The 25815-nt window shown below is 56.9% G+C and carries 24 protein-coding genes; 15 read left to right on the forward strand and 9 right to left on the reverse strand.

Annotated features, from left to right (window positions below; genetic code table 11):
* Positions 1-97 precede the first annotated feature (97 nt).
* Positions 98-1285, forward strand: a complete 1188-nt coding sequence (locus OLX77_RS03955) for an NAD-dependent epimerase/dehydratase family protein (RefSeq protein ID WP_307632290.1) — start codon at positions 98-100, stop codon at positions 1283-1285.
* A gap of 25 nt (positions 1286-1310) precedes the next feature.
* Here the strand turns inward: OLX77_RS03955 and OLX77_RS03960 are convergent, their stop codons facing one another.
* A complete protein-coding gene (locus OLX77_RS03960) occupies positions 1311-2504 on the reverse strand; it encodes an MBL fold metallo-hydrolase (protein ID WP_307632291.1) in 1194 nt (397 codons plus the stop codon).
* Positions 2505-2687: 183 nt separating this feature from the next.
* Here OLX77_RS03960 and OLX77_RS03965 point away from each other — a divergent pair, with 183 nt between their 5' ends.
* The 6 genes from OLX77_RS03965 (at position 2688) to OLX77_RS03990 (ending at position 10316) form a co-directional block, all read left to right on the forward strand.
* Entirely contained in the window at positions 2688-6014 is a 3327-nt protein-coding gene (locus OLX77_RS03965) for an EAL domain-containing protein (protein ID WP_307632292.1), read from the forward strand.
* 54 nt (positions 6015-6068) lie between these two features.
* Positions 6069-7187, forward strand: coding sequence for a GGDEF domain-containing protein (locus tag OLX77_RS03970; RefSeq protein ID WP_307632293.1), 1119 nt, complete (start codon positions 6069-6071; stop codon positions 7185-7187).
* Positions 7188-7326: 139 nt separating this feature from the next.
* Positions 7327-7515 (forward strand): tautomerase family protein, encoded by a 189-nt coding sequence (locus tag OLX77_RS03975; protein ID WP_307632294.1) that lies wholly within the window; start codon positions 7327-7329, stop codon positions 7513-7515.
* A complete protein-coding gene (gene ligA, locus OLX77_RS03980) occupies positions 7515-9560 on the forward strand; it encodes an NAD-dependent DNA ligase LigA (protein ID WP_307632295.1) in 2046 nt (681 codons plus the stop codon). The genes OLX77_RS03975 and ligA overlap by 1 nt, the downstream gene beginning before the upstream one ends.
* A 43-nt stretch (positions 9561-9603) precedes the next feature.
* Entirely contained in the window at positions 9604-9885 is a 282-nt protein-coding gene (locus OLX77_RS03985) for an acylphosphatase (protein ID WP_307632296.1), read from the forward strand.
* Positions 9886-10052: 167 nt separating this feature from the next.
* Positions 10053-10316, forward strand: a complete 264-nt coding sequence (locus tag OLX77_RS03990; RefSeq protein WP_307632297.1) for a hypothetical protein — start codon at positions 10053-10055, stop codon at positions 10314-10316.
* 128 nt (positions 10317-10444) lie between these two features.
* Here the strand turns inward: OLX77_RS03990 and OLX77_RS03995 are convergent, their stop codons facing one another.
* From OLX77_RS03995 to nadB, 5 genes are all read right to left on the reverse strand, one after another.
* On the reverse strand, positions 10445-10765 hold the full coding sequence (locus OLX77_RS03995; RefSeq protein WP_307632298.1) for a TusE/DsrC/DsvC family sulfur relay protein: 321 nt from the start codon (positions 10763-10765) through the stop codon (positions 10445-10447).
* Positions 10766-10956: 191 nt separating this feature from the next.
* Complete coding sequence (locus OLX77_RS04000; RefSeq protein ID WP_307632299.1) at positions 10957-11610, reverse strand: anaerobic ribonucleoside-triphosphate reductase activating protein; 654 nt, start codon at positions 11608-11610, stop codon at positions 10957-10959.
* Between the two features lie 57 nt (positions 11611-11667).
* Positions 11668-11982, reverse strand: a complete 315-nt coding sequence (locus OLX77_RS04005) for a hypothetical protein (protein WP_307632300.1) — start codon at positions 11980-11982, stop codon at positions 11668-11670.
* Between the two features lie 14 nt (positions 11983-11996).
* Complete coding sequence (gene nrdD, locus OLX77_RS04010; RefSeq protein WP_307632301.1) at positions 11997-14111, reverse strand: anaerobic ribonucleoside-triphosphate reductase; 2115 nt, start codon at positions 14109-14111, stop codon at positions 11997-11999.
* 289 nt (positions 14112-14400) lie between these two features.
* Positions 14401-16050, reverse strand: a complete 1650-nt coding sequence (nadB, locus tag OLX77_RS04015) for an L-aspartate oxidase (protein ID WP_307632302.1) — start codon at positions 16048-16050, stop codon at positions 14401-14403.
* Positions 16051-16294: 244 nt separating this feature from the next.
* On the opposite strand from nadB, the gene OLX77_RS04020 reads away from it, so the two are divergent.
* Both OLX77_RS04020 and OLX77_RS04025 read left to right on the forward strand, forming a co-directional pair.
* A complete protein-coding gene (locus OLX77_RS04020) occupies positions 16295-16915 on the forward strand; it encodes an HAD family hydrolase (RefSeq protein ID WP_307632303.1) in 621 nt (206 codons plus the stop codon).
* Between the two features lie 18 nt (positions 16916-16933).
* Positions 16934-17431, forward strand: a complete 498-nt coding sequence (locus tag OLX77_RS04025) for a hypothetical protein (protein ID WP_307632304.1) — start codon at positions 16934-16936, stop codon at positions 17429-17431.
* 54 nt (positions 17432-17485) lie between these two features.
* On the opposite strand, the gene OLX77_RS04030 is transcribed toward OLX77_RS04025, so the two are convergent.
* Positions 17486-17746, reverse strand: a complete 261-nt coding sequence (locus OLX77_RS04030; RefSeq protein WP_307632305.1) for a DUF8180 domain-containing protein — start codon at positions 17744-17746, stop codon at positions 17486-17488.
* A gap of 1 nt (position 17747) precedes the next feature.
* Positions 17748-17942 carry a CooT family nickel-binding protein gene (locus tag OLX77_RS04035; protein WP_307632306.1) on the reverse strand — a complete coding sequence of 65 codons (195 nt, stop codon included), beginning with the start codon at positions 17940-17942 and terminating at the stop codon, positions 17748-17750.
* A 132-nt stretch (positions 17943-18074) separates the two neighbouring features.
* On the opposite strand from OLX77_RS04035, the gene OLX77_RS04040 reads away from it, so the two are divergent.
* The 6 genes from OLX77_RS04040 to OLX77_RS04065 all read left to right on the forward strand — a co-directional run bounded on the left by OLX77_RS04040 (position 18075) and on the right by OLX77_RS04065 (position 25321).
* Positions 18075-18479 carry a CoA-binding protein gene (locus tag OLX77_RS04040; protein ID WP_307632307.1) on the forward strand — a complete coding sequence of 135 codons (405 nt, stop codon included), beginning with the start codon at positions 18075-18077 and terminating at the stop codon, positions 18477-18479.
* 59 nt (positions 18480-18538) lie between these two features.
* Positions 18539-21094, forward strand: a complete 2556-nt coding sequence (locus OLX77_RS04045) for an ATP-binding protein (RefSeq protein WP_307632308.1) — start codon at positions 18539-18541, stop codon at positions 21092-21094.
* The gene (locus tag OLX77_RS04050) at positions 21091-22473 is read left to right on the forward strand and encodes a sigma-54-dependent transcriptional regulator (protein ID WP_307632309.1); all 1383 of its coding nucleotides are present in this window, start codon (positions 21091-21093) and stop codon (positions 22471-22473) included. The genes OLX77_RS04045 and OLX77_RS04050 overlap by 4 nt, the downstream gene beginning before the upstream one ends.
* Positions 22474-22713: 240 nt before the next feature.
* Positions 22714-23148, forward strand: a complete 435-nt coding sequence (locus OLX77_RS04055; RefSeq protein WP_307632310.1) for a response regulator — start codon at positions 22714-22716, stop codon at positions 23146-23148.
* 43 nt (positions 23149-23191) lie between these two features.
* Complete coding sequence (locus OLX77_RS04060; RefSeq protein WP_307632311.1) at positions 23192-23677, forward strand: chemotaxis protein CheW; 486 nt, start codon at positions 23192-23194, stop codon at positions 23675-23677.
* 33 nt (positions 23678-23710) lie between these two features.
* Positions 23711-25321, forward strand: a complete 1611-nt coding sequence (locus tag OLX77_RS04065; protein WP_307632312.1) for a methyl-accepting chemotaxis protein — start codon at positions 23711-23713, stop codon at positions 25319-25321.
* An 83-nt stretch (positions 25322-25404) separates the two neighbouring features.
* Here OLX77_RS04065 and yajC read toward each other — a convergent pair whose 3' ends face one another.
* Complete coding sequence (gene yajC, locus OLX77_RS04070; protein ID WP_307632313.1) at positions 25405-25767, reverse strand: preprotein translocase subunit YajC; 363 nt, start codon at positions 25765-25767, stop codon at positions 25405-25407.
* Positions 25768-25815: the final 48 nt, after the last annotated feature.

Here is a 25815-nt window from a genome sequence, read left to right on the forward strand (position 1 = left end):
CTCAATTTAAGTACTGTGTCTCGCTGCCCTTGTCACTGAAAAAAGCCCTGACAAACAGGCATCCCTCTTCAACGGAACATCCCCGGAAAAACCCGTCATGACGCCAGCCATTACTGAAAAAACAGGGGTGCTCCTCGGCGGCTCCGGCCTGATCGGCGGCACCCTGCTCTATTATTTCAAGACCCAGGCCGAGGGGCGGATCAACATCCTTGCGCCCAACAGCAAAAAACTCAGCCTCCGGGACCCGGACGACATCCGGCGCTATTTTGAAAAGGCCAAGCCAGCCTTCATCATCAACTGCGCCATTGCCGCCATCGACAGCGACCCGCAGCTGGCTTACGAGATAAACTATCAAGGCACGGTCTATCTGGCCAAGGCGGCCCAGGAACTGGGCATCCCCTATATCCATTTGAGTTCAGCGGCGGTCATGCCAATCGGCCAGAATCTGAGCGAAGAACGCCGCTTGCCCCTGCAGGCGGCGCTGCCCAACTACACCAAGGCCAAACTCATGGCCGAGCTCAGCCTCGAACACCTATCCCGAAGCCGAGGCCTCGACTACACCTGTGTCCGGCTGGGCATCGTCTACGGCGCCCACGATCACAAGATCCAGGGGTTTCACCGCTTATTTTTCGCCATTGTCGACCAGTCCATGCCGGTGCTGTTCACCACGCAGGGGGCGTTGCACTCCTATTCCAACGCCCGGAAGCTGCCCTATTTCATCGCCCACCTTCTCGAAAACCGAGCTGAATTTTCCGGGCAGACCTATAACTTTGTCGATCCCAACCCCGTCTCCTTGAGCCAGCTCATCCTGACCATCAAATCCTATCTTGAGCTCAAAACCCCACGGGAGATCTACCTGCCTTTCCCGGTGGCCCAATTCGGCATGGAGATCATGGCCCGGCTGGTGCGGCTGATAACCCGGCTCGGCATCGAAGCGCGCATGCCGGCAGAGCTGATGTTTTTGCAGAATTTTTACGAGACGCAGACCCTCAGCGCGGCCAAACTCCGGCAGTCAAGCTTCCGCGATCCGGACCCGGAGGCGACGATCTTCACCGAGCTGCCCGAACTGATCCAGTACTATGTGACTCGCTGGGAGCACCTGAACCTCATCAAACCGTTCAACAAGGAATTCTTTGACCCGCGCAGAAGGGCCGAGGAGTTTCTCCACACCCCGGAGCTGCTTCTGCAGGAAATGCACCAGGAAAGCGACCTTCCCTTTCTCAAGCAGTGCCCCCTGAGCAACCCACCACGGGGGGAGGAAACAACGCAGGGCCCGGGAAAATAACCACACCCCCGGCCCTGCGCTCAGACTATATCGCGCAGCGCTGCACTTCGGCGCTGACCCCCACCTTGCCGTAGTTACTCGCCCCGCACTCGTTTTTCCCAAGATCCATGGTATCGGCCTCGGCCTGACTGACCTTGAGCCACCCCCCGTTTACCCTGCGGATCTCGGCATAGACCCCAGGCTGCGGACGCATGTTGTCCTGAATGAATTCGGCAAATTTCTTTTCATTGGGCAGCCGGAAGGCGATGACGCTTTCCCGGAGTTGTCCCAGTTTTATCGCAAAGATCTGGGTGCAGGGGTTGGCCTCGCTCCAGTTTGTGTAATGGCCGGGCAAGACAAGCACCTCATCACTGAGACTGCGCAAGCGCAGCATCAAGGAGAGGTAGAGTTCCCTGGCCCATTCCTCCCATTTGCCGCCAAGATCCGGGCGACCGGCGGTGTTGATGAAAACCGTGTCTCCGCTCAGCAGATAGGCGTTGTCGATGAAATAACAGGTGCTGCCCATGGTATGGCCCGGGGTGTGGAGCGCCTGTACCGTTGGCCCGTCTCCTCCCAGAGTAAAGGTGTCGCCGTGGGCGACCGGCTTACAGGGGAAAACCGCGCCTTCAAAATCGAGGCTGTTGACCATGGCGGAACACCCTGCTTCTTCGGCAAACTGCGGGGTCCCGGAAATATAGTCGGCCTGGCGATGGGTCTCAAAGCTGGCGATGATCTTGCTGCCATGCTGGGCGGCAAGGCTTTTATAGGCCTCAATATTGCGCGAGGGATCAAAGACCATGGCCTCATTTTTGTAGATGAGCAGATAGCTGCAAGACGCCTTGCCCGGCCGGATAAACTGATACAGGGTATAGGGGTGCCCCTCCGGGGTAACCTTTTTGGGAACCAGGGCATTGCCCCAGCTGACAATCCCCTGCTGGAGATAGCCCACATCCCCAAAGCCATTTTGACACAGGAGATCGGCAACGTATTTGGCCGAGCCCTCCTTGGCGCAGACGATCCGAACCTTTTCCCCCTTGGGGATGCGGTCAAGACTGCCCTGCACATCCTCCATGAAATTGAAGTAGGGAATGTTGAGATAAGGGAAGAATTCCGGCCCCTCGACACTCCAGTTGGCAAAATCCTTTTCATTACGGACATCGAGCAGGATAAAGTCGGGCTTGGTGCTGATCCAGCCAAAAAGATCATTGGCGGTATAAAGAAACGGGGTGGATGCATCCATGGGACCTCCTAAAATAGTGGTTGAGGTTTAATCTAATAAAGATTACTAGTACTGGAAACTTTCTGCAACGGCTTTTCCTGGGATGCCGCCCCTTTTCCCTGTTTGCACCAAGATGCGTGTGCTATATATAGTAAATATACTAAATTTCTCCTCTTCGGATTTTTTTTTAAGAAAGACCACGCCATGACGATTCTCTCCCATCTTCCCGGCATACTTTCCGCCCTCTCTTTTCCGCTCGCGGTTCTTGAGGCTGACGGCCGCATTGCCTCCTGCAATGCGGCTTGGACCGAGACATTACAACGGTTGCATCTGAGCGGCGGCCGGGCGGGCGACGATTTTGCCGCACTTTTTCGCAACGCTGACGGCCAAGAGGCGGGGGAAATCTCGCCAGAAAGGATTCGCACCTTTCTGGCCGGCAACGAAAATACCTTTTCCTGCTCCCTGCCCGTATCCGGCAGCAATGCGGCGCTGTTTCGGCTGACCGCGGCACCGGAAAACTTCCCCCGGCTGTTTTGTGCCGAGATCCATATCCCCTGCTCCGACCCTCTGCTTCTTGCCGGCGAAGAGAGGCTCCGTTGCCTGCTCGATGCCATGCCCGACATCGTCTGCTTTAAAGACGGCGCCGGCCGCTGGCTTGAAGCCAACCAGTCCGACCTGGAGCTTTTCCGTCTGCAGGGCGTCGATTATCTGGGAAAAACAGATGGTGAGCTTGCAGCCTTTAGCCCCTTTTACCGGGAGGCTTTTCTCGCCTGCCAGGAGAGCGACGAAAAGGCCTGGCAAGCCGGAACCCTTGTTCGAAGCAAAGAAATTATCCCTTTGCCCGATGGCGCCTTTACCACCTTGGACCTCTACAAGATCCCTCTATTTCATCCGGACGGCAGCAGGAAGGGCCTCGTGGTCCTTGGCCGGGATATTACCGCCAGCACGCTGGCCCAGGAGAACCTCCAGCAGATCCGCCGCCAACAGGAGATCATCGAGCAGCTTCTCAGAATCAGTTTCAGCAAGACCTCGCTTGCCTCCCAGCTTTCCACGGCCCTGGAACTCATCGTCGAGATTCCCTGGCTGCCGCTTACTGCAAAGGGGGGGATTTTCCTGGTAGAAACCACCAAACCAAAAACCCTCACCCTGTTCGCACAGAAAAACATGGCCCCCTCCCTGCTGCAACACTGTGGCAGCATCAACTTCGGAGAATGCCTCTGCGGCACAGCCGCTGAAGAACAGCGGTTTATCTTCGCGCCGCATCTCCCGGCGGAAGAGGCTTTCCGCTATGCGGGACTGGAAGACCAAAGCCATTACATCGTTCCCATTCTCCGGGACAACCAGCTGCTCGGCGTACTGATGCTCTATGCCGAGGCCGGATATGCAAGCGGAGAAACGGAGCAAAAATTTCTCGAAAGCGTGGCCAACGCCCTGGCTCTGCTCATCGAACGCCAGCAGGGCGCAAACCGTCTGCTGATCAGCGAGGCAAATCTGGCCAAGGCGCAGCAAATCGCTCAGCTTGGCTATTGGGATTGGCATATCAGCGGAAATCTCCTGTCCTGGTCGGACGAGGTGTACCGGATCTTCGGCCTGCTTCCCACAAAGACTCCGGCCGCATATGACAATTTCCTGGCCCATATCCATCCTGATGACCGCCCAAAAGTCCAGGCTGCAGTGCAAGACGCCCTCATCGGGAAAACGCCTTACAGCATCAATCATCGCATCATCCGGGAAGATGGCGCCCTCCGCGAAGTCCACGAAGAAGGCGAGGTGGAATATGATACAAGCGGCGCGCCGCTGCGGATGTTCGGGATCGTGCAGGATATCACCCTGCTGAAACGAAGCGAAGAACAGATGGACCTGGCCGCCAAGGTGTTCGACAGCAGCATCGAAGGCATTACCATTACCGACGCCACGGGGACCATCCAATCGGTGAACAGGGCCTTTACCCATATCACCGGCTACAACCCCGAGGAGGCCATCGGCAAGAATCCGAGCATCCTGAAGTCGGACCGCCACGACGCCCAGTTTTACAGCGCCATGTGGTCCACCCTTCTGGCTGAAGGAAAATGGGAAGGCGAGATCTGGAACCGCAGAAAAAACGGCGAGGTGTATCCGGAATGGCTCACCATTACCGCGATTACCGACGAATATGGCCAGATTACCCATAATGTGGCGGTATTCCACGACATGAGTGAAATCCGCAGCTACGAGGAGCAGCTGCATTTCCATGCCTACCATGATGCCCTGACCGGTCTGCCCAACCGGTTGCTGATACTCGACCGTTTCACTGTGGCAATCAGCCATGCACTGCGCCTGCACAAACAGGTAGCGGTTCTGGTGCTTGACCTGGACAACTTCAAGCATATCAACGACAGCCTGGGCCATAAGATCGGAGATACCTTGCTGCAGCAGGTTGCCGAACGGCTGAAGGTTGGACTTGGAGATGACCATGCCGTAGGAAGGCTGGGCGGCGATGATTTCGCGATCCTGATCGAACAATGCGAGGATGAACAGGCTGCGGTCCGCATGGCGGAAAAGACCATTGGCCTGTTTGCCGAACCCTTCAACCTGGCCGTCTATGAAACCTTTGTCACGGTGACCATTGGCATCAGCTTCTTCCCCAATGACGGCAGCGATGCGGATACCCTGCTGAAAAGCGCCGAACTTGCCATGTACCGCGCCAAGGAAGAAGGGAAAAACAAGTACCAGCTTTTCACCCCGGCCATGAATGCCAAGGTGGTGCATCGGCTTTCCCTGGAAAACAGCCTGCGCAAGGCCCTGGAGCGCGATGAATTTCTCGTCTATTACCAACCCAAGGTGGCCACCGGCACGGGACGCATTGTCGGGATGGAGGCTCTGGTCCGCTGGCAGAGCAGTGATGGCCGCCTGATCTCCCCCCTGGACTTCATCCCCCTGGCCGAGGAGACCGGCCTGATCATTCCCTTGGGCGAACAGGTGCTGCGTAAGGCCTGCCGCGACACCAAACAATGGCTGGCAAAAAACAAAGACTTGGTGGTCTCGGTGAATCTTTCTCCGCGCCAGTTCATGCAGGAAAATCTGCTGCAGACCATCATGGATATTTTACAGGAAAGCGGACTCCCTCCAGCCCAGCTTGAACTGGAGGTCACGGAAGGGGCGGTCATGTTCAACGAACAGGCAGCCCTGGCGACACTGCACGAACTCAAAGAGGCAGGGATCCGCCTAGCGCTCGATGACTTCGGCACGGGCTATTCGTCGCTGCATTTTCTCCGCAAATTGCCCCTCAATACCCTGAAGATTGACCGGGCCTTTATTATGGAATTACCCACGGATCCGAACAGCGCGGCCATTGCGACCATCATCATCTCCCTGGCGCAGGCGTTGCATCTGGAGGTTGTGGCGGAAGGGGTCGAAAATATTGCCCAGCTTGAGTTCCTCAGACGCCTTGACTGTACGGAGATCCAGGGCTATCTGTTCAGCCCGCCGGTTCCCGGCCCAGCGTTTGCTGAATTGCTAAACGCCAATCAACTGTTGCCCTTGCCGAAATAATCCTATATCCCCCTTAGGCCGGTTCCACGCACCGGTCGTCGCTGGAGATTCCCTGTGAAAGCCACTGACTTGAACCTGGGAGAGCAGTTGAAGATGTCGGAGCGGGAGATCCGCCGCCGGCTGGAGCTCTTGTCCATCGGCCCGAAGGAAAAAAAGGAGATGGTCGGGATGAAACCCCTGATCGCTCCCCATGTCGAGACCCTGGTGGATCGATTTTACACCCTGCAGGTTGAGGAACCCGAGATTGCCAGATTGATCGGCGACTCCGAAACCTTGTCCCGCTTAAAAAAACATCTCTCCCGCTACATCCTGACCCTTTTCGACGGGGAATACGGCATGGAATATGTGCTTTCCCGGCTGCGCATCGGCATGGTGCATAAACGCATCGGCGTGCCGCCCAAGCTGTATGTCCCCTCCCTCTGGAACCTTTTCTCGCTGTTGCGCCACCAGATCCTCCTTGAAACCGACCAAAAATGCGGGGTCTGCAGCGACAGGCTGAATGCCCTGGAAAAAATCATGCTTTTTGATCTGGCGCTGGTTTTTGACACCTATATCTTCAGCCTCATGGATGCCCTGGCCAGAGGCCGACAAGAGCTGGAGGAATACGCCGAGAGCCTAGAAGAAACCGTGGCCCGGCGCACCCAGGAACTGGCGTCTTTGGCCAGCAAGGATGGGTTGACCGGACTTTTAAACCAGCGCAGCTTCTATGAGGAACTGCGGAGGGAAACCGCGAGAATCCTGCGGATCCAAGGAAAGATCGCCCTGCTCTATCTGGACCTGGACGGCTTCAAGAAGGTCAACGACACCCTGGGACACCAGCAGGGAGACGACATCCTCATCGCGGTCTCCGATGTGATCCGCACGGTGGTGCGTAGCGAGGACATCGCCGCCCGTTACGGCGGGGACGAATTCTGTATTCTTCTTCCCCACAGCGGCGTGGCCGAAGCCAGAGAGGTGGCGCAACGGCTGGCTCAGGCCTTTGCCCGTCAACCGCGGTTGACGGAAACAGGGGTCGCTTTCAGCATCGGGATTGCCGCCGAAAATTGGGACAATCTGCGCGACGGAGATCTGCTCGTTCAACAAGCGGATGCGGCCATGTACCTTTCCAAAAAAATACCGGGCCACGCTGTTACCGTGGCAGGGCAAGAAGCCGAGCCCTTGCCGGGCGACTGAGCTGGCCGGAGGCTTTTTCCCACGCTGGACAATTTTCCGTTTCGCCCCCTCTCCTGTCTTCATTTTTCCTTTCGCCTGCGGTATAGTACGGCAACCGCTCCCTGCCGGGGAGCCTCCAAAAACAAGCACGAGGAACGCCATGCCCTATGTAAACATCCGCCTTGCAGGCACGTTAAGCAGGGAGCAAAAAGAGGAGATGTGCGCCGGGGTGACCAAGGTTATTGCCGAGGTAACCAAAAAACCCGAGGATTCCATCCTGATCTTCGTGGACGAGGAGCAACATGAGAATATCGCCAAGGGCGGGAAACTTCTCAAGAAACCCGCCTGATGGTCCAGCTCTCCTTACTGAACATCTCCGACAAAGAAGCTGTCCGGCAACGGTTACAGGCGCTGCGGCAGGAGCTGAATTTTCATGCCCATCGCTACTATGTGCTGGATGCCCCCATCCTGGCCGATGCCGAGTATGACCTCCTTTTTCAGGAACTGGTGGCACTGGAGCAGCAGCATCCCGAGCTGATCACCCCCGATTCGCCGAGCCGGCGGGTGGGCGGCGCCCCGCTGGCCCAGTTTACCACGGTACCCCACACCATTCCCATGCTGAGCCTGGAGAACGCCTTTGACGCCGAGGCTCTCGTGGATTTCGAAGAGCGCCTCTTCCGCTTTTTGCAGAGCAGAACACCGATCTCCTATGTGAGCGAACCAAAGCTCGACGGACTGGCCGTTGAACTGGTCTATGAAGAGGGTCTGTTTACCATTGGTTCCACCCGCGGGGATGGGTTGATCGGAGAGGATATCAGCCAAAACCTGAAAACCATCCCTGCCATCCCCCTGCGGCTTCTGACCCCGGAGGGGGGAATTGCTCCCCAGCGGCTGGAGGTGCGGGGCGAGGTCTTTATCGGCCTGGCAGAGTTCAAGCAACTCAATGAAGCACGCGCCAAGGCAGGGGAACCCCTGTTTGCCAATCCCCGCAATGGCGCGGCCGGCTCCCTGCGTCAGCTGGATCCTAAAATAACCGCAACCCGGCCCCTTGATTTTTTCGTCTATGGGGTGAGCGATCCCACGCTCCTCCCCTGTAAGGATCAGCATGGGTTACTGACCTATCTCGGCTGCCTCGGCTTCAAGATCAATCCCCTGGTCCGCCTCTGCCACTCCATCTCGGAGGTGATCAGCCAATTTAGCACCCTCCAGGATCAACGGCCTTCTCTGCCCTACGATATCGACGGCATGGTGGTCAAGGTCAACGAATTCGCCTTACAAGAACGGTTGGGCGCCAAGGCCCGCAGCCCGCGCTGGGCCATCGCCGCCAAGTTTCCCGCCTCCCAGGCCACCACCCGCTTGCTCGATGTCGAGTTCGGGGTGGGACGGACCGGGGCGATAACCCCGGTGGCTGTCCTGGAACCGGTGCGGATCGGCGGGGTGACGGTGCGGAGGGCCACCCTGCACAACGAGGACGAACTGCGCCGGAAAGGACTGATGCTCGGCGACACCGTTCTGGTCCAGCGGGCAGGCGATGTGATCCCGGAAGTGGTCAAACCGGTGGAGGAAAACCGGACCGGCCGCGAGCGGCCCATTGTCATGCCAACAACCTGTCCTGAATGCGGCTTTTCCCTGGTGCGGGCAGGCCAGGAAGCGATAACCCGCTGCCCCAACCCGAACTGCCCGGCGCAACAGGTGCGAGGGTTGATCCATTTTACCGGCAAGAGCGGCATGGACATCGAGGGGTTGGGGAAAAAAGCGGTGGAACAGCTCGTCAACCAGGGGCTTATCAAGGATATCCCCGATATCTACACCCTGACGGCGAAAAACCTGGCCCCCCTTGAGGGCTGGGGCGACAAATCGGCGGAGAACGCGGTGCGGGCCATTCAGCAAAGCCGCACCCCGACTCTGGCAAAATTTCTTGCCGCTCTCGGCATCCGGCACGTGGGCGAGGTAACCGCCCAGCTGCTCGCCCGCCATTTCGGTTCTCTTGCCCGGCTTATGCGCGCTGGCGAAGCTGATTTTTTACACATCGAAGGTATCGGCGAACAGGTCGCTACCAGCCTGGTGGATTACTTTCAGGACCAGGCAGTTCTGGAGATGCTCTCCCGGCTTGAAGGTTTAGGGGTTCATGTTCAGGAAGAAAAACCGGCCGCGGAGGGTGAGGCCGCACTGGCTGGCAGCGTCTTTCTTTTTACCGGCTCACTTGCCCACCTTTCCCGGCATGAAGCCAAGGCCCGCATCAAGGAGCTGGGCGGGCAGGTTGCCTCGTCCATCAGCCGCAAGGTAACCCATGTTGTTCTGGGGGAGAGCCCCGGAAGCAAGTTGACAAAAGCCCGGGAATTGGGCTTGACTGTTATCAGCGAGGATGAATTTTTACGGCTTATTGGCCGCTGACCATAAACTGATCGTGGCGGACCAGGCAAGCGAGGAGCGGGAGATGACAAAAAAACGGGTGGTGACCAGGGTTGAAGGGGTGGTGCAGGGCGTCTATTTTCGTGATTATGCTCAGAAAGAGGCCCGGGAACTTGAGTTGAGCGGCTGGGTGCGGAACCGGCCGGACGGCACGGTGGAAGCGGTGCTGGAGGGTGAGACCGAAAAAGTCGAACAGATGATTGCCTGGCTGCACACCGGCTCGCCCCAAGCCGAGGTCAAAACGGTACAGGTGACAGAGGAGCAGCCCCTGGGCGACAAGACCGCCTTTGCCATCCGTTATAATTGATATCCCGTAATTATTGATTTTGCCCGCTCGCTGCCGCGCTTACTGTCTTGCTTCCCCCTGCCGGTTTTCATTTTCACAAGCTCTTAATTGACATTTTTCTCCATCTGCCGTAGAATCCGCCCTTTTATCATTATGAGAATCCCCCCATTTTTCTGGCGAGGAGGAGTATGGAAACCGAAATGGCAACCCCACGCAGGGTTCCACAAAAAGGCCAAGCGCGGATCCGTTGTCCGCACTGCGGCAACGATACCGATTTTTTTGAGATCGCAGACGGGGTTGTCCTGACCACCCGCTATCAACAGAATGACGACGGCAGCTTTACCCAGGAAGGCGACGAATCGCAGGTTTTAGGCGAGATTAAGTTCTTTTGCGGCGAATGCAACCAGGATCTTTCCGAGTACCACAACCACTTCCTGGAGATGCTTTTCTAACGAGAGGATTCTGCGACTGTTTGCTTATTTGTGACAGAAGATTTAGAGATTTTTGACAAAAAAAAAGGAGAAGGCAAATGCCTTCTCCTTTTTTCATTCAATCCTGAACAAATCAACTGGCGTGGGGATTACACACAACCGGTCGGTTTCGGCAGGCCGGCCATTTTACAGGCGCCCTTGCCGGGTCCAGAGGGGAACAGCTCGTAAATCCGCTTCAACGGGAAGCCGGTGGTCTTGGAAAGAATACGGACCATGGGAGCGATACCATTCTTCTTGTAGTAATCACGAAGGGTATCAATAACCTTGTGATGTTCGTCGGTCATTTCACCAATGCCCTCAACACCCTTAACATAGTCAACCCAGTTTTGATCCCAGGCATCCATGTTGCCGGTGAGGAAGCCGTCTTCATCGACGGTGAAGCTTGAACCATTATGCTCGATAGTAGGCATATTTATTCTCCTTCAGTAAAATTTTAACAAAAAAATTATTGTGAATGTAACGTATTCGCTAATTCAGGATGCCACTTATTACTATATGCTTTCCCCTTTGTCAAGCCGAGGGGTTTATTTTTTTCTCCGCCGCGCTTGCCCTACAAACGCACTGATTTAATACGCTCTTTTTCGAAAGAGCCACCCCCTTCTCAAGCGACCATGGCCTCAAAGCGGGAAAATATTTCCGGCCCGAACCCCTGCTCTTTTTCAAAGGCAACATCCAGGGTGGTACGCGGATTGAAATTTTGCAACTTGAGGCGGGAACGGGAGCGGTCAAACTGCTTGGCCCAGGCAACGATGTCGTCTTCGCTGTGCAGGGCCGGAGCAATGGTCATGCGGAACTCATGGGGGATACCACTGTGGCATAGGAGGTCGATACTGTGCTGAATCGCGCCCAGATCAACGGCGCTTCCGGCGCAGCGCTCGTATTTATCCTGCACCAGTACCGTCTTGACATCCATGGCCACCATGTCGAGCAGATTATCCCCCAGCAGCTGGGCGACCACCTCCGGCCGGGTGCCGTTGGTGTCGAGCTTGATCGCCCACCCTTCTGCCTTGAGCCGGGCAATCAACCGAGGAAGACCTGGAGAGAGGGTCGGCTCACCGCCGGAGATACAGACCCCTGCCAGCCAGTTTTTCCGGGCGGCCAGACGGCTCATGATCTCCTCAAAGGCTATGGTTTCCATGCCTTCCGGGGCAAGAACCAACGGGTGATTGTGACAGAATGGACAGCGGAAGTTGCAGCCGCCCACAAAGAGGATGGCGCACAGCTTACCGGGCCAGTCGATAAAGGAGGTCTCCAAAAACCCCTTTATCGGCGGCAGGCAAGCAATCACAGGACACCTACTATCACAACAAGACTACTGCAGGGCGCAGCTGCCGGATTCACAGCCTGCCTGTTTGTTCTGGTGTTGGGCCGCAACGCCGAAACGGACGGCACGGTCCAGTAACTGGCTTTGGATATGGCCAAACTCATGCAGGGCTGAAGAATCGTCGAGCACCAGAATGGGCAGAGCCTTTCTGGCCCGTTCCACCAAGCCGTGCCAGGCAAGATGGGCCAGGGCGCCGGCGTCGTTATTGCCCAACACCTCCACCCGCACATCCATGGCGGAAAGATCGAATTGTTTTTTCAGCTGGGCGCAGAGCATGCAGTCATCGGTGGTAAAAAGTGTCATAGGTTTTCCCCCTGTTAATTGTTGAAGCGATCGGTGTTCCGGTAGCGGTCGTGCAGTTCGCCAAGCTTGCCCTTGTTCCAGCTGGAGATCTTGGTGAAATAGCCGGTGATCCGGGTGATGCCGTCGACGTTCTTCGACTGGCAATAGGGACAGGCCTCGCTCAACCCCCTGCTCGTCTTGCCGCAATCCAGACAGGCGGTGAATTCCGGAGAAAAGGCGATCTGGTCGTTCTGGGTGTACTTGAAGACATTGATCACGAAGCTGGCCAGTGCCTCCTTGTCCGGCTGGGCTTCGCCCAACCAGAGATGGGTGATGGAACCCGCCTCGATGAGGGGATGGAACAGACCTTCCTTCTCCACCCTGGCGATGGGGCTCATGACGGCACCGACGTTAAAGAGGGTGGAGTTGCTGTAATAGACCTCCCCTTTCTCCCGGTTGCCCTGGACAACCTTTGCCGCCTCGGCATTGAAATGGGCCAGATCCAGCTTGGCAAAGCGGAAGGAGGTGGACTCGGCCGGGGTCTGCTCAAGAACAAATTTCATGCCCAGGGATTCGGCCAGCTTGTTGCACACGATGTTCATATGGGCAATGACCTTGAGGCCGAACTTGATGGATGCATCCGAGTCGTGCAGCTCCTCGCCAAGATGCACCCGGATCAGCTCATTGAGGCCCACCATGCCGATGAGATAGGAGCACTTGTGCAGCTTGAGGTAGGGCTCGCCGTCGAGATCCATGGCCAGCAAAGAAAGCGGCCCGCCCTTGCCCAGGCTCATCAGCCGTTCGATAAACTTCTTCTTCTGGCCATGGGCCTTGGCCGCAAGCTGGAGATTTTCGGTGAGCAGCCCAAAGAGCTTGGTGTCATCGCCCTGGGCCTTGAAGGCAAGACGCGGCAGGTTGATGGTGATGTTCTGCAGGGCCGAGTAGCGCATCTTCCAGGGCTGCTTGGCATCCTCCAGATCCGAGGCCTCCAGCTTGAAGCTTAAGCGACAGCATTCAGAGATCTTGGCGGTATCGCCCCGGTCAAAGACAAAATAGGTGTTGCCCTTCACCGAGGCCACTTCGCAGATATGGTGCAGGAAGTCCATGTGGCCGTCGGTCTTGAAGAACTTCTCGGTAATATGCACCAGAGGCTTGGGGAAGAAGAAGGGGCGGCCGGCGGCATCCCCCTCTTTATAAACCTCGAACAGCGCCCAGGCAAAGCGTTGCGCCTGCTTTTCGTATTCGCCATAGGTCTTACCGGTGTACACCCCGCCCGGGCCGATGGCGGGCACGTCCACGAAATGCTTGGGCACCTCCCAGTAGATGTTGACGTCGGAGAAGATCGCCTGCCCGCCCCGGGCCACGGCCTGCTGGGAGAATTCGTAGATCATCATCTGGGCCAGCTGCTTGACCCCGTTGTCATCCAGCTCTTCGAGATAGGGAGCGTAAAAGAGGTTGATCGCATCCCAGCCGATGGCCCCGGCAAAATGGCTCTGCAGGGAGGCGGCAAACTTGACCATATGGGCAAGAAGCACCTCGGCATGCTTGGCCGGCTTGGCCATGGACAGGGCATGGGGCAGATTGAGGCCAAATTTCTTGATATACTCCAGGGACTGACCGGAACAATACGGCCGGTCGATAAAGCCCAGGTCATGGAGATGCAGGTCGCCGCTCAAGTGGGCGTCGGCCACATCCGGGGTAAAGACGTGAAGCAGGGCGTACTCCTTCTTGATGCCCTCGGCCAGGGTGAGGTTGGTGGCCTCCGGCCCATGGGGCACATTGGCATTTTCCTTGTTGTGCTGAACCAGCAGCTGGTCCACATCGTAGAGCGGCACCCCGAGGCGGGTATGCATGCGCCGCGCCTCTTCCAGACCCATCTCCAGGAGTTTGGCGTTGACCATTTCGCGGATCAGCGGACCGGTGATGGTTTTCACCTTGCCGGCCTGGATGGTCAGCTCGATGTCCTTACTGATCTTCTCGGCGGTGTCACGGTCGACAAAGGTCTCGCGCAACAGGGCATCGACGATGCGCTGCCGGTTCCAGCCAAGCATGTCATCCTGGGAGGAACGGACAAAAAGAGCGATATCGGTGCTGTCCTCGTTCACTACCTGATGTGTGCTGGCCTGGGCGGTCTCCGCTTTGAGTGGCATCACAACTCCCATACCCGTACTCCTCTTCTCTGATTTAAGAAATTAGTTAAAATCTTCCCCTCTAAACTGGCTTGAAACACTACATGTCGTGTTTCGGGATCTATCATAGCACTACAGGCAGTGTACTCGTCAAGCAAAAAAAGGCGGGAAAACGAGAAAAGTTGAATCGCATTTTTATCCGCACAATCAACGGGATAAGAAGAAAAAGCGATTAATGAAAAACTTACGTTTCAAGGGGGTTTTGCGTTACAGAGGGGGGAAGGATGGGGAAGTTCCGACGTCTATCCGGCTAGTTGGCGGAATCGGACTGGCCCGGTTCCCCCTCCGAACGCCGGAGAATGGTGTCTTTTTTCCAATGTTCGTCATCGGGGAGAGGAAACTCAACCAGATAATGGAGGCCGCGGGATTCCTTGCGGAGGCAGGCGCAGCGCACGATGAGCTCGGCAACCTGGGCGATATTGCGCAGTTCGATGAGATCCGGGGTCAGGATGTAATCGTGATAATGCTGGTTCACCTCATCAACGATAACCCGGAGGCGCTCTTCCACCAGAGCAAGGCGCTTCTCGGTGCGCACGATGCCGACATAGTTCCACATCAAGCGGCGGATCTGATCCCAGTTGTGGCTGACCAGGACATTCTCCTCGATGCGCTGGGCCGAGCCTGCAAACCACTCCGCCACCTCGGGCAGCGCAGCCTTGCGCAGCTCGGGCCATTCCCGCTCACACTCAAGAAAGGCCTGATGGGCAAAAACCACCGCCTCAAGCAGGGAATTGCTCGCCAACCGGTTGCCGCCGTGCAGACCGGTGCAGGCGGTTTCACCAAAGGCAAAGAGATTTTCGATGTTGGTCCTGCCCCACGAGTCGGTAACCACCCCGCCGCACATATAGTGGGCCGCGGGCACCACCGGAATGGGCTCTGTGGTCATGTCGATCCCCAAGGAGAGGCATTTTTGGTAAATGGTGGGAAACCTTTTCTGCAAAAACTCCGCCGGCTGGTGGGTGATGTCCAGATAGACGCAGTCATCGCCGCTCGCCTTCATCTCGCTGTCAATGGCTCTGGCCACGGTGTCGCGGGTGGCCAGATCCCCCCGGGCGTCATACTTGTGCATGAAGGCTTGGCCATGCTTGTCGATAAGCCGTCCCCCTTCGCCGCGCACCGCTTCGGAGATCAGAAAATTCTTCACCTGAGGGTGATAGAGGCAGGTGGGGTGAAACTGGACAAACTCCAGATTGCCGACCTTGGCCCCGGCCCGGTACGCCATGGCAATGCCGTCGCCGGTGGCGATATCGGGATTGGTGGTGTAGAGGTAGACCTTGCCGGTGCCGCCGGTGCAGAGCACCGTCACCTTGGCCTGGTAGGTGTCGATCCCCCCGGTTTCCCGGTCAAAGACATAGGCGCCCAGGCACTGGTCGCTGAAGCTGTCGTGGGGCTGATACGGGGTGCCGGTCTTGGAGCTGACCAAGAGATCCACGGCCAGATGATTTTCCAGCACCGTGATCCTGGGATTGGCCGCCACCTGGGCCAGAAGCCCCTCTTCGATCTTGCGGCCGGTGAGATCCATGGCATGGGCGATGCGGCGGGCCGAGTGACCGCCCTCCTTGCCCAGGTCGAGATGGCTGGGGTCGTTGGCCTCGCTCTGAAACTGGACGCCGAGGCGGATCAACTCCTCGATCCGGGCCGGGCCGTTTTCCACGACCAGCCGGACGATATCCTCATGACAGAGCCCGGCCCCGGAGCGCAGGGTATCCTCGATGTGCAGGGCAAAGGAATCATCCGGCGACAAGACCGCGGCGATCCCGCCTTGGGCCAGGTTGGTGGCGGTATCCACCCGGGCCTTCTTGGTGATAATCGTCACCCGCCCCAGCTGCGCCGCCTTGATGGCGAAGGAGAGCCCGGAAATACCGCTGCCAATCACGAGAAAATCAGTACTCTGTTTCATGGCAATCACTCACCAATTATGCGGAATCGGCAGGGAGATCCAGCGCCGCGCCCAGGTTAACAGCTTGACAGCACCCGGCAATGTTCTGTAAAGATGAGGCTCATTCTCCGGCAGCCGCACGCCAAAGGCCCGGGAGCTAACAGGCCGACAAGAGCAGCGCAGCGGCGAAGCATATGGTGTGCCCGGTGAGCGCTTACGGATTTTACATAGCGCGGCGCCGACAAGATAACAAGGATTCTTCGCAATGACTGCTTTGAAACTGGTGATATTTGACTGTGACGGCGTGATGTTCGACTCAAAAAACGCCAACCGGGTCTACTACAATCATATGCTGGAAAAATTCGGCCACCCGGTCATGGATGCCGAAGAGCTCGAATACGTGCACATGCACCATGTCATGGATTCGGTCCGCCACATCTTCCGCAACTATCCCCAGGATCTGGAGGCGGCGGACGCCTTCCGCAAGGGACTGGATTACACCCCCTACCTGCAGCACATGATCATGGAGCCCGATCTCCCTGAATTTCTCGATTTTCTCAGGCCCGCCTATAAAACAGCGATCAGCACCAACCGGACCTCGACCATGGGCCCGGTGCTGCAGATGTTTCGCCTGGCCGACCTTTTCGACAAGGTGGTAACCGCCTTTGACGTGACCCAGCCCAAGCCGCATCCGGAAGCGCTGCACCAGATCCTTGCGCATTTCCAGTGCAGCGTGGCAGAGAGCATCTACATCGGCGATTCCCAGGTGGACCGGGAGCATACCGAAGCTGTCGGCATGCGGCTCATCGCCTTTAAAAACCTAAAACTGCCCGCGGAATACCACGTGAGCAGCTTCATGGAAATCAGCCGGTTGCCTATTTTCTGACCCCGGGAGGGAAACACCATGCGGCTGGAAATATCGCACCGGATCCTGGTGATGGGGCCGGACCTGGAAAAGAGCACGGCGCATGCCCTGCGCTTTCTTGCCCACACCCCGCTGGTACAATACGACTCTTCCCGGGTGATCGCGGCCGAATCCTGCTCAGGAGAGGACAACCGTTTCTGGCCCTGGCTGGAAGAGGGGGTTACCGCAAACCGGCAGGTGCTCGCAAAACTGCTGGCTGATCTGCGGGCTGCCGGCACCAAGGATTTCCAGGATCTCCTCCGTATGCCCCAAGGCTTTCAGAGCAAGATCATCCACACCGTCGCCCATATCCTCGATGGATTTTTCGGCATCGACAGCATCTTCTACAGCCTGCCCGAGGATTCCCACTGGCTCAGCGACACCCTGCGCAACCAGATCGAGGCCTCGCCGGAAGAGTTCTGGCTGCTCAAGGTGGTGGCCACCCTGGAAGCCCTTGAGCCCGGCAACGTTTCCACCCTGCGCTCCTTTGAACACTAAGAGGCGCGCCGCTCAAAGCTGAGCGGGCGCAGGAACGGACAGACAGGGGACAGATCAGTCGTAATGGTGGTGATGGTGGTGGTGCTGTTCATGGCCTTGACTCGGCCCGCCGATTTCCGCCAAGGCTTTTTTCAGGATCGCATCGGTGGCACCCATGCTTGCCACGGCCTGATCAAGAATCGCGGCCAGGGATTCCTTCCCTTCCCCGCGCACCTCCGCAGCCCATTTCTTGAACTCCGCCTCATGATTTTCGTTATGCTCGACCCAATGGGGCAGAAGCACCTGCAACTTTTCAATGGTTGTTTTCGGATGCATCTCAGGTGGCTCCTTTCGTTTTTGTCACGGTTACCTTGCCATGGAGAAAATCGATGGCGCGTACCGCGGCTCCCCGGATGAACTTCGGCTCTTCAAAGAGAGCGGAAACCCTTACGCCATCATCGGTAACCTCAAGAAGAGAGGCATTTTCCAGGAGTACCTCTTCCTTACCATCCCCTACAAGGATTATGCTCATCTGGCACATGACCTGCCTCACTTGTTGTGTTTTTTCGCTTTGCCGCGAGGGAAAATACAATATAATAAGATTTTCCCGCTTTTTCATGCAGATTTACAATACTACCACAACTTATTCCCAGGAAAGCCCCGCATGCTTCTTGATTTAAGCGCCCTGAAAAACCTTCTGACTTCCAGCAAAACCATTGCCGTGGTAGGGCTTTCCCCCAAGAAATCCCGTCCGAGCAACATGGTGGCCCGCTATCTTCTTGAAGCCGGCTATAGGGTGATTCCGGTCAACCCCGGCCAGGAGGAAATCCTGGGACTCCCCTGCTATGGTAACCTTGAGGCGGTACCTGACCCCGTGGATATCGTCGATATCTTCCGGCGCTCCGAGGATGTGGAGCCCATCGTCGAGGCCGCAATCCGCATCGGCGCCACAGCGGTGTGGATGCAGGAAGGGGTGGTCAATGAAGCGGCCGCCCAAATGGCCCGGGCTGCCGGGTTAACCGTGGTGATGGACCGCTGCCTGAAAACCGTACATGCCGGCCTGTGCTGATAAGCTCCCCCCATGTCCACTCCACTCATAACCCGGCCCAGGAAAAGTAGGATGCATACGTGACCTCTCAAAAGAACCCGGCAGCAGAGCAGCAGACGCAGAGGCCACAGGACAGCACCACCGCTGATACCCTGAGCTGTCAGCACAAATTCCTCAAGATCCTCGACAGTCTCGACGCCATTGTCTATGTGGCGGACATGCAGAGCTACGAACTACTCTTTGTAAACAGATACACCCGCAAGCTCTTCGGGGAAATCGAGGGGGCCATCTGCTGGCAGAGCTTGCAGCAGGGCCAAACCTCCCCCTGTCCCTTCTGCAGCAACGCCAAACTCATCGACGGAAACGGCCGTCCGGTCGGAGAGTATAGCTGGGAGCTCTGCAACACCAAAAACAATCATTGGTACCACATGGTCGATCGGGCCATTGAGTGGGGCGATGGCCGGATCGTCCGCCTGGAGATCGCCACCGATATCAGTGAGGCAAAGCTGGCCCATGAGGCGCTAGCCCGCCGCAGCCGTGCCCTTGAGGTCTTGCGCAAATGCAATGAAGCCCTGATCCGAGCCAGGAGCGAAACCGATCTGCTCCATGATATCTGCCGGCTGGTGGTGGAGATCGGCAATTATAGGCTGGCCTGGGTTGGCTACGCCATGCACGACCAGCAAAAATCGGTCAAGCCCATGGCCCAGTTCGGGGATGAAGACGGCTTTCTCGCTTCGGTCCAGGCAAGCTGGACCGATACCCTCGTCGGCGGCCGGGGCCCGGTGGGCACGGCCATTGCCACGGGCAAGCGGGTTCTCCTGCAGGATACGGCGAGTTCCGCGGCCAGCTGTCCCTGGCGGGATGAAGCGGTAAAACGGGGATACGGCGCCGCCTTGAGTCTTCCCTTACCGGTGGATCAGGAGATTGTCGGCGCCCTGACCATCTATGCGGCAAATTCCATCGCCTTTGATGCAGAAGAGGTCCTTCTCCTCGAGGAGCTGGCACACAATCTGGCCTATGGCCTCCATTCCCTGCGGATTCAAAAAATAGCGGAATGCACCCAAGCCGAATTAGCGCGGAGCAACGAGAAGCTCGCCCTGCTTCTGGACTCCCTGCCCATCATTCCCTTCACCAGAACAGCGGACAAGGATTTTTCCTTCACGTACATGAGCAACGTGGTCGAGGCCATTACCGGATACTCCCCCGAACAGTTTCTCCAGACCCCCCGGTTCTGGCTCGAACATCTCCATCCCGAAGACCGGGCGCGGGCAGTCACCGGCCTTGACTCCCTGCACAAGGAAGAAAATCAGCAGTGTGAATGCCGCTTTCAGGTGGCGGATGGCTCCTACAAATGGTTTGCGTCCAACCTCCGGGCGGTACGGCATCCCTCTGGAGAATTGCGCTATATCATCGGCACCTGGCAGGACATCTCCGAGGAGAAGAAGCTCCAGCTTCAGTCAGAACAGCGGTTGCAGCAGATCATCCAGGCCGACAAGCTCGCCTCGCTGGGCCAGGTCGTCGCCGGCGTTGCCCACGAGATCAACAACCCAAACAGCTTTATCACCTATAATATGCCGCTGCTTGAAGAGTCCTGGGAGGCCTTTTCCCCGATTATCTCGGAATTCAGCCAACGCCATCCGGAAAAAACGGCCGGGAACATCACCTTTGCTGAAATGGCCGAGGAGATGGGAGAAATCATTGCGGCCATCAAAACAGGTTCCGACCGAATCAATACCATTGTCGCCAAGCTCAAGGATTTCGCCCGGCTCGACGAGGCTTCCCCCAGCAAGCTGGTGGATATCAACAAGGTGATCAATGATTCCCTGACCATTGTCGGTGCCCAGGCGAGAAAGCTGGTAGGCAACATCACCGTTGACCTGACGGAGGGGCTGCCTCCGTTTTACGGTCATTTCCAAAAACTGGAACAGGTCGTTGCCAATCTGATCATGAACGCGTCCCAGGCTGTCCTCAGCAAGGACAAGGGAGCAATCTCCATCCACAGCCGCTATGTGAAAAGGCTCAATGCCATACTCATCGAGGTGGAAGACAATGGCCGGGGCATTCCCCGGGAGGCAGCAGGCCATATCTTCGACCCCTTTTTTACCACCAACCGCGATCGCGGCGGCACCGGCCTAGGACTCTCTGTCTCCTACGGATTAATCCAGGAACATAACGGCAAAATTGGCGTATTGTCTCGGCCCGGTCTCGGCACAAAGTTCACTATCTTTCTTCCCGTTGACCGGCGGCAGAGCCCCCTTGACCTGCATCCAACCATCCTCTGCGTTGACGATGACCCTCTGGTTCTGAGCCTCTTGCAATCCTTCTTCGTCGAAGTACAAAAAATACCGGTGGAGTTTATGAAAAACGGCCAGGAGGTGCTCAGCCTTTTAGAGGAGCACCCAGAGATTGATCTGGTCTTAAGCGATATTGCCATGCCCGGGATCAATGGCTGGCAGCTCCTGAAACAGATCAAAGAAAAGTTTCCCCTGCTGCCGGTCATTCTTATCTCCGGAGACCCGATTGAAGCGCAGCACCTCCGGGAGGACAACCCCCAGCCGGATCATTTTATGGCAAAACCCCTGGATTTCCAAGTACTTATCACGGTGATCAACTCCCTTGGCAGGCAACAGCTATGAAGATATTGATGGTTGACGATGAACCGATGGCCCTGAGCTCTTTACAGAGGCTCTTGCGACGTCGCGGCTACCGAGAGGTGGAGGTCTGTGAACAGGCACCCGCAGCCGTAGAAAGGATAAAATCCGGGGGCTTCGATGTGGTCTTCCTGGATATGCTCATGCCGGAAATGGATGGGTTGCAGGTGCTGGAGTCAACAAAGCCCTTCTGTCCGCACACCGAGTTCATCATGCTCACTGCGGTGGATGACGTGCATACCGCGGTGAAGGCCTTGCGGCTCGGGGCCTATGACTATCTTATCAAGCCGGTTGATAACGAGAGGCTGATCCTGGTGCTGGAGCACGCCTACGAACGCCGGGCTCTGCTCTCCGGTCTCGCCGGAGCCAGCGCAGGCAAGACGGTGACCCTGTCGGAACCATTTTCTCCGATCATCACCCAGTGCCCCCGGATGAAGGAGCTGCTGACCTTTGCGCAAACCATGGCCAAAAGCGGCAACCCGGTCCTGATCACCGGTGAGTCGGGCACCGGCAAGGAGCTCCTGGCCAGAGCCATTCATGGGGCCGGACCCGCCCCGGATGGCCCCTATGTGCCGGTCAATGTCGCGTCTGTTTCCGAGTCTCTCTTTGAAAGCCAGTTTTTCGGCCATGTCAAGGGGGCCTTCACCGGAGCGACCATGGACTATCCCGGTTTTTTTGCCCAGGCCCACACCGGCACCCTGTTTCTTGACGAAATCGGGGAACTGCCCCTTTCGCTCCAGGCAAAATTCTTACGGGTGTTGGAAGAAAAAAAGGTAATGCGCCTCGGCGACCCGCAGCAGATTTCGGTGGATGTCCGGATTGTTTCCGCGACCAATGTGGATCTGGACAAGGCGTGTCAGGAAGGGGCCTTTCGCCTGGATCTCATGTACCGCCTCAAGTCCATCCATCTGCATCTGCCGCCCTTGCGGGAGCGGGATGGGGATATCCCCCTTCTTGCCGACTATTTTCTTAAAAAAGCCGCTCTGCGCCATGGCAAAGAGGCCAAAGGCTTTCGCCCGGAGGCTCTCGAGCTTTTGCAGCAGCAAAGTTATCCGGGCAACATCCGCGAGCTGGCGCAGAAGGTGGAAACCGCAGTACTCATTTCTCGGGAGACCTATTTACCGCCCGAGGCCTTCGGGCAAGAATCCGCCCCCGCCCAAAGCTTTGGCAGAAGACTCTGCAGCCTCAAGGAAGATGCCGGCCAACATACGGCCTTTGTCCTCATGCAGACCAAAGGAGATCGCAAGCAGGCAGCAGAGATCCTTGGAATAACAGTCCGCCAGGTGCAACGGAAGATTGCCGAGATGAAAAAAGAGCCCCGCTGGCAAAAGCTCTTGAGCGACATTGAGGTCGCACACCCATGACCTCAATGTCGCAGCATTCATTTTTATCGCAATAACAGTCTGTTCCATCGCCATCCCATCTTGTTTCTCCCTCCACCCAAGAACAGCGACCCGACATTGAGGTCGCACATCCACGCCGCCCCCCCATCCCCCAACAAAAAACAAATTCCTGTTATTTCAAGATGATATGTTTTTATCAGGACTGTTTTTTGCTCCTGGCACCCTCTTTGCAAAACTCCGCTATGCAAAGAGGAGCGAATAATGTGCCAAACAACAATCCATAAAATTCTGGTGGCTGATGACAACGAGATTCTGGGCAGCTCCATCGCCCGTCATCTCCACCGCCAGGGCTTTAATGTCACCAAAACCAACGAGCTCGATCTGGCTAAAGACTTAATCATGGCGGCAGAGCAAGCCGGCCAACCCTTTGATCTGGTGATCAGCGACATCCTCATGCAAAACCGGAGCGGAATCTCCTTTATCCTCTGGTTGCATGCCGAGCACCCCGAGGTCGCGGTGCTGGTGGTTTCCGGCTTCGGCAATGCAGACCTGCTCGAGTCCTTGCTGAGACCCGACCGCGATTCCTTTCGAAAAAAACCGGTCCTCCCCCAGGAGATCGTTGGCGCCATTTTCTGCATGGAAAAAAAGAAGCGTGCTCGATTTGAACCCGGCGAAGTAATCCCCTGCGAATGTTGAAGAAGAAACGCCCTAAATTTCACCCAACCCAAGAGGCATTGTTATGGATGAACAAACAGCAAGAATCAGCAAAGAAGGCAAATACCTGACCTTTTCCCTCGGGACCGAGCAATATGGCATCGGGATTTTAAAGATCAAGGAAATCATCGGCATGATGCCGATCACTGCCTTGCCGCAAACCCCGGAATACCTGCGAGGGGTGATTAATCTGCGGGGCAAGGTGATCCCCATTGTTGATCTGCGGAAAAAATTCGCCATGCCCGCCCAGATGGAGACCGAGCGCACCTGCATCATTGTCGTCGAGTTTGTCAGAAACGCGACTCGCTCCTTGACCGGCCTGGTGGTGGATGCGGTGTCCGAAGTGCTCAGTATCAAAGGTGAGCAGATCGAAGCGCATTCTTCTCTGGGAGAACTCCATTCCGAAAGTGTTTTGGGGTTGGCCAAGGTGGAGAGCGGGGTCAAGATCCTGCTTGATATCGATCAAGTGATAAACAGTGAATGTTCCGCAGCCATGCAGCTTGCTGCCTAACTGACGGCCAACACAACACAAGGAGAAAAAATCATGTTCAATTTCAGCAAGTTAACCATAGGGACGAAAATCAAGGGAGGATTCGGTTTTCTCGTGATCCTGTCAGTTATGCTCGGGGGTTTCGGCTTCTGGAAGGCAACCCTGGTGGACATCGGGGTAAGCGATCTGGACAAAACCCATCTCCCCCTGACCCTCATGATGGGGGCGGTATCGGAAACCGCGCTTCGTCAGGAGCTGGCCATGACCAACTACGCCCTGCACAGGGAAGAGAAATTCGCGGAGCATTTTAAAGAACTGGATGCGACAGAAGACCAGAATTTTGCGAAGATGAAAGAGATTATCCGCCAGGACGAGTATCTGGTGGGCGAGCACTGGCTCGACAAAATCGATGCGGTGGCCGGAGGCCACGACCACTTTGCCACTGAGGCAAAGGGACTGATGGCCGCGGTCGCTGCCAATGATCAGAGCGCCATCGATACCCGTGCCGATGCCATGGCACAGGCTGCCACCTCCTTCAAGAAAACAGTGCGGGATTTTGAAGCGACCAATACCGCCGAGGCAAAATCGGTGGCCGGCGAAGCCCTCGGCCAAAGCCAGAGTTCTAAATTCCTCATGGGGGTTATCAGCCTCTGCGTGCTCATTTTTGGCGCAGCCTTTGCGATTACCCTGGTCCGGCAGATCACCCGCCCCTTGAATCGCGCCATTGAAAGCCTCAATGACGGCTCGGCTCAGGTTGCCTCCGCTTCCGGCCAGGTTGCCGGGGCAAGCCAAATGCTGGCGGAAGGCGCTTCCGAGCAGGCCGCGGCCATTGAAGAGACCTCTTCCGCCCTGGAAGAACTGACCGCCATGACCAAACAGAATGCCGGTAACGCCACAGAGGCGGATGGTCTCATGCAAGAAACCATGCAGACGGTGGATCGGGTCAACACCTCCATGGGCGAATTGACTGCGACCATGAACGATGTTTCCACCGCTAGCCAGGCCACCTTCAAGATCATCAAGACCATCGACGAAATCGCGTTCCAGACCAATCTCCTGGCCTTAAACGCAGCGGTCGAGGCAGCCAGGGCCGGTGAGGCCGGTGCCGGCTTTGCCGTAGTCGCCGACGAGGTGCGCAACCTCGCCATGCGGGCGGCCGAGGCGGCCAAAAATACCGCCGATCTCATTGAAGGCACGGTGAAACGGGTGCAAGACAGCACAGGCCTGCTCGCGACCACCAATGCGGCTTTTGGCGAGTTGGCCGCCCGCTCGGCCAAGGTCAACCAGCTGGTCAACGAGATCAGCGTTGCCTCGACTGAACAGGCCCAGGGTGTCGACCAGATCAACAATGCCGTCACCGAAATGGATGCGGTTGTTCAGCAGAACGCGGCCACTGCCGAGGAATCGGCCAGCGCCTCCGAAGAGCTGAGCGCCCAGGCCGAAGTGATGAAAAGCACTATTGGCGACTTGATCGCCATGGTCGGCGGCCAGGCCCTTGCCCACCAGAGGGATGCGGGTCAATATGCCCGTGCCGCACAGGTCTCAAGAAAATCACCTCGGCAGCAGGCACGCCCGGTTCTACGTCCGCACGGGGCTGCCTCAGCGCAGCGCTTTCTCCCCCTTGACGGTGATGAGGATTTTGTCGACTTCGGCGCAGCGGCATAACAAAAAAAAAGGCCTGCCCGGGAAAACCCAGGCAGGCCGTAAATCTTTTTTTGCTTCACCCCCGGCGAAGACTTTTATCGAGCTCAGCCGCCGCCGATGGAGCAAGCCGCGCCCTCTTTTTTCTCCCCGCCTTCCAGTCCAGCCAGCGAGCCGAGAATATAGGAGCGGGCAATCTTTACCCGGACATTCTCGGCAATCTCTAGGGTGGCAACCCGGTCGGTGAGACCGGTGATCTTGCCCTGGAGACCGCCGCTGGTCAGCACCTCGTCGCCCTTCTTGAGATTGGCAATGAATTCCTGATGCTCCTTGGCTTTTTTCTGCTGGGGCCGGATCAACAAAAAGTAGAACACGACAAAGATCAAAACAAGCGGCAAAAAGCTCATCAACCCTCCCGGCCCAGCTGCTCCACCGGCCGCAGCGTCTGCGGCAAAAGCTACACCTTCCATAATTTCCTCCGATTCAGTTTAAATTTCTCGGGCAAGCCTGCATCCGCC

Source organism: Thiovibrio frasassiensis, from assembly GCF_029607905.1.
Lineage (GTDB): Bacteria > Desulfobacterota > Desulfobulbia > Desulfobulbales > Desulfurivibrionaceae > Thiovibrio > Thiovibrio frasassiensis.

Bases quoted from the DNA above. Each gene is read 5' to 3' on its own strand.
- OLX77_RS03955 (WP_307632290.1), top strand. From the start codon at position 98: ATGACGCCAGCCATTACTGAAAAAACAGGGGTGCTCCTCGGCGGCTCC.
- OLX77_RS03960 (WP_307632291.1), bottom strand. From the start codon at position 2,504: ATGGATGCATCCACCCCGTTTCTTTATACCGCCAATGATCTTTTTGGC.
- OLX77_RS03965 (WP_307632292.1), top strand. From the start codon at position 2,688: ATGACGATTCTCTCCCATCTTCCCGGCATACTTTCCGCCCTCTCTTTT.
- OLX77_RS03975 (WP_307632294.1), top strand. From the start codon at position 7,327: ATGCCCTATGTAAACATCCGCCTTGCAGGCACGTTAAGCAGGGAGCAA.
- ligA (WP_307632295.1), top strand. From the start codon at position 7,515: ATGGTCCAGCTCTCCTTACTGAACATCTCCGACAAAGAAGCTGTCCGG.
- OLX77_RS03985 (WP_307632296.1), top strand. From the start codon at position 9,604: ATGACAAAAAAACGGGTGGTGACCAGGGTTGAAGGGGTGGTGCAGGGC.
- OLX77_RS03990 (WP_307632297.1), top strand. From the start codon at position 10,053: ATGGAAACCGAAATGGCAACCCCACGCAGGGTTCCACAAAAAGGCCAA.
- OLX77_RS03995 (WP_307632298.1), bottom strand. From the start codon at position 10,765: ATGCCTACTATCGAGCATAATGGTTCAAGCTTCACCGTCGATGAAGAC.
- OLX77_RS04005 (WP_307632300.1), bottom strand. From the start codon at position 11,982: ATGACACTTTTTACCACCGATGACTGCATGCTCTGCGCCCAGCTGAAA.
- nrdD (WP_307632301.1), bottom strand. From the start codon at position 14,111: ATGCCACTCAAAGCGGAGACCGCCCAGGCCAGCACACATCAGGTAGTG.
- nadB (WP_307632302.1), bottom strand. From the start codon at position 16,050: ATGAAACAGAGTACTGATTTTCTCGTGATTGGCAGCGGTATTTCCGGG.
- OLX77_RS04020 (WP_307632303.1), top strand. From the start codon at position 16,295: ATGACTGCTTTGAAACTGGTGATATTTGACTGTGACGGCGTGATGTTC.
- OLX77_RS04025 (WP_307632304.1), top strand. From the start codon at position 16,934: ATGCGGCTGGAAATATCGCACCGGATCCTGGTGATGGGGCCGGACCTG.
- OLX77_RS04030 (WP_307632305.1), bottom strand. From the start codon at position 17,746: ATGCATCCGAAAACAACCATTGAAAAGTTGCAGGTGCTTCTGCCCCAT.
- OLX77_RS04035 (WP_307632306.1), bottom strand. From the start codon at position 17,942: ATGAGCATAATCCTTGTAGGGGATGGTAAGGAAGAGGTACTCCTGGAA.
- OLX77_RS04040 (WP_307632307.1), top strand. From the start codon at position 18,075: ATGCTTCTTGATTTAAGCGCCCTGAAAAACCTTCTGACTTCCAGCAAA.
- OLX77_RS04050 (WP_307632309.1), top strand. From the start codon at position 21,091: ATGAAGATATTGATGGTTGACGATGAACCGATGGCCCTGAGCTCTTTA.
- OLX77_RS04055 (WP_307632310.1), top strand. From the start codon at position 22,714: ATGTGCCAAACAACAATCCATAAAATTCTGGTGGCTGATGACAACGAG.
- OLX77_RS04060 (WP_307632311.1), top strand. From the start codon at position 23,192: ATGGATGAACAAACAGCAAGAATCAGCAAAGAAGGCAAATACCTGACC.
- OLX77_RS04065 (WP_307632312.1), top strand. From the start codon at position 23,711: ATGTTCAATTTCAGCAAGTTAACCATAGGGACGAAAATCAAGGGAGGA.
- yajC (WP_307632313.1), bottom strand. From the start codon at position 25,767: ATGGAAGGTGTAGCTTTTGCCGCAGACGCTGCGGCCGGTGGAGCAGCT.